This is a genomic window from Nocardioides sp. (assembly GCF_024509035.1).
Classification (GTDB): Bacteria; Actinomycetota; Actinomycetes; order Propionibacteriales; family Nocardioidaceae; genus Nocardioides.
This window is the reverse complement of the sequence record NZ_JANINT010000422.1, coordinates 1-1,574: the sequence shown is the minus strand read 5'-3', so window position 1 is coordinate 1,574 and position 1,574 is coordinate 1. Positions and strand designations below refer to the sequence as shown.

2 protein-coding genes and 1 pseudogene are annotated in these 1,574 nt (G+C 70.0%); all 3 read left to right on the top strand.

Annotated elements, in window-relative coordinates:
• Positions 1 to 222, top strand: a pseudogene (locus tag Q0L15_RS22920) (TetR family transcriptional regulator); the annotation flags it as partial.
• 75 nt (positions 223 to 297) lie between these two features.
• Complete coding sequence (locus Q0L15_RS22915) at positions 298 to 516, top strand: hypothetical protein (protein WP_296607169.1); 219 nt, start codon at positions 298 to 300, stop codon at positions 514 to 516.
• Between the two features lie 135 nt (positions 517 to 651).
• Entirely contained in the window at positions 652 to 1,476 is an 825-nt protein-coding gene (locus Q0L15_RS22910; protein WP_296607168.1) for a methyltransferase domain-containing protein, read from the top strand.
• Positions 1,477 to 1,574 lie beyond the last annotated feature (98 nt).

Below are 1,574 nucleotides of genomic sequence, written 5' to 3'. Positions count from 1 at the left end.
GCCGCCGAGATCCACCAGGTCGGCATGCTGCTCACCTCGATGCTGATCCGCGTGATGCGCCCCGACGACCACGACAAGGTCACCGAGGAGGACGTCGCGATCGCCAAGGTGATCGGTGACGTCTGGCTCTCCGCGCTCGTCGGCTGGGTCACCGGTCGCAACTCCGCCGCCGAGACCGGCCAGCAGATCGAGGTCGCGGTCAAGCTCCTGCTGCGCGACTGAGGATCCGGTTGCTGGAAGGCGCGGATTGGCACGGTCCAATCGCTGTCGGCGGTTCCGCCTGCGATACTCGTCGTGATGACGAATCACGCACGGACCCCGCGCCACCTGGCGAGCAGTCCCTTCCGACCCGACCCTGAGCCCATCGTCCCGGAGTTCGAGGTCGCCGATCTCGTCAACCACGACTCCCACGGGATGGGTCGCGTCACCCACGTCGACTCCAGCGCGGTGATGGTGAACTTCGGCGCCCAGACCGTCCGGGTCCCCCGCCCGTTCCACAAGATGGCGAAGCTCTAGCCGCTCCCTTCCCGACCGAGCTGCTCGACGACCCTGGTCGGTCGATCCGCGGCGCGCACGCCCATCTGGCGCTGGCCCCCGACCGACCGACTGCTCGCCATCGCGCTCCCGGCCGGCCGGTGCCATCATGACGGCGTGAGCCAGGTGGCGAGGTTCTACAGCGGCTCCGGGTCGCTGGTGGCTGCGATCAGCTCCGCCTTGGACGCGGCCGGCCTGGACCGCGCCACCCTGCGGCCCGCCGACCTCGCTCCGGTCGACGAGTTCCACATCCGCGGTCGCGCCGCGACGCTGGAGATCATCGACGCCCTCGGCGTGGGTCCCGACTGCCATGTCGTCGACCTCGGCAGCGGATTGGGCGGGCCTGCGCGCACGCTCGCCGAGGTGACCGGCTGCACGATCACCGGCATCGACCTCACGCCTGAGTTCTGCGAGGCCGCGACCGCTCTCTCGGCGTGGACCGGGTTGTCCGACCGGACCCGCTTCATCGTCGGGGACGCGACGGCCACCGCGCTCGACGACGCCGCGGTGGACGCCGCGCTCACCGTGCACGTGGCGATGAACATCGCGGACAAGGACACGCTCTACGCCGAGGCCTTCCGCGTGCTCCGCCCGGGTGGCAGGTTCGTCGTCTACGACGTCCTGCAAGGTGAGGGAGGCGCCGTCCACTATCCGGTGCCGTGGGCCGCTGACTCCTCGACGAGCTTCCTGGCCACTCCCGAGGACATGCGCGAGCTCCTCGCGACGGCAGGCTTCCACGTGCTCGCGGAGCATGACTCCTCCGAGGAGAGCCTCGCCTGGTTCCAGCAGGTGCGGGCCACCGTCGAACGCGACGGGCCGCCACCGGTCACCTTCGCGACCTTCCTCGGCGAGGCCTTCGCTGAGATGGCTGCCAACCAGGTGACCAACCTCGCCGAGAGGCGCATCCGCACGGTCATGTTCACCTGCGAACGACCCGGCTGACCTCTCCCCGCGCCGCCACGAGCTCAGCTGACGAGGGTCCAGTGGCCTTCCCATTGTTGTTGGTAGGCGCCGCGGCGGAGTCCGAGGACGGGTGGGGC

Coding starts and splice junctions, on each gene's coding strand:
- Q0L15_RS22915 (WP_296607169.1), top strand. CDS start 298: ATGACGAATCACGCACGGACCCCGCGCCACCTGGCGAGCAGTCCCTTC.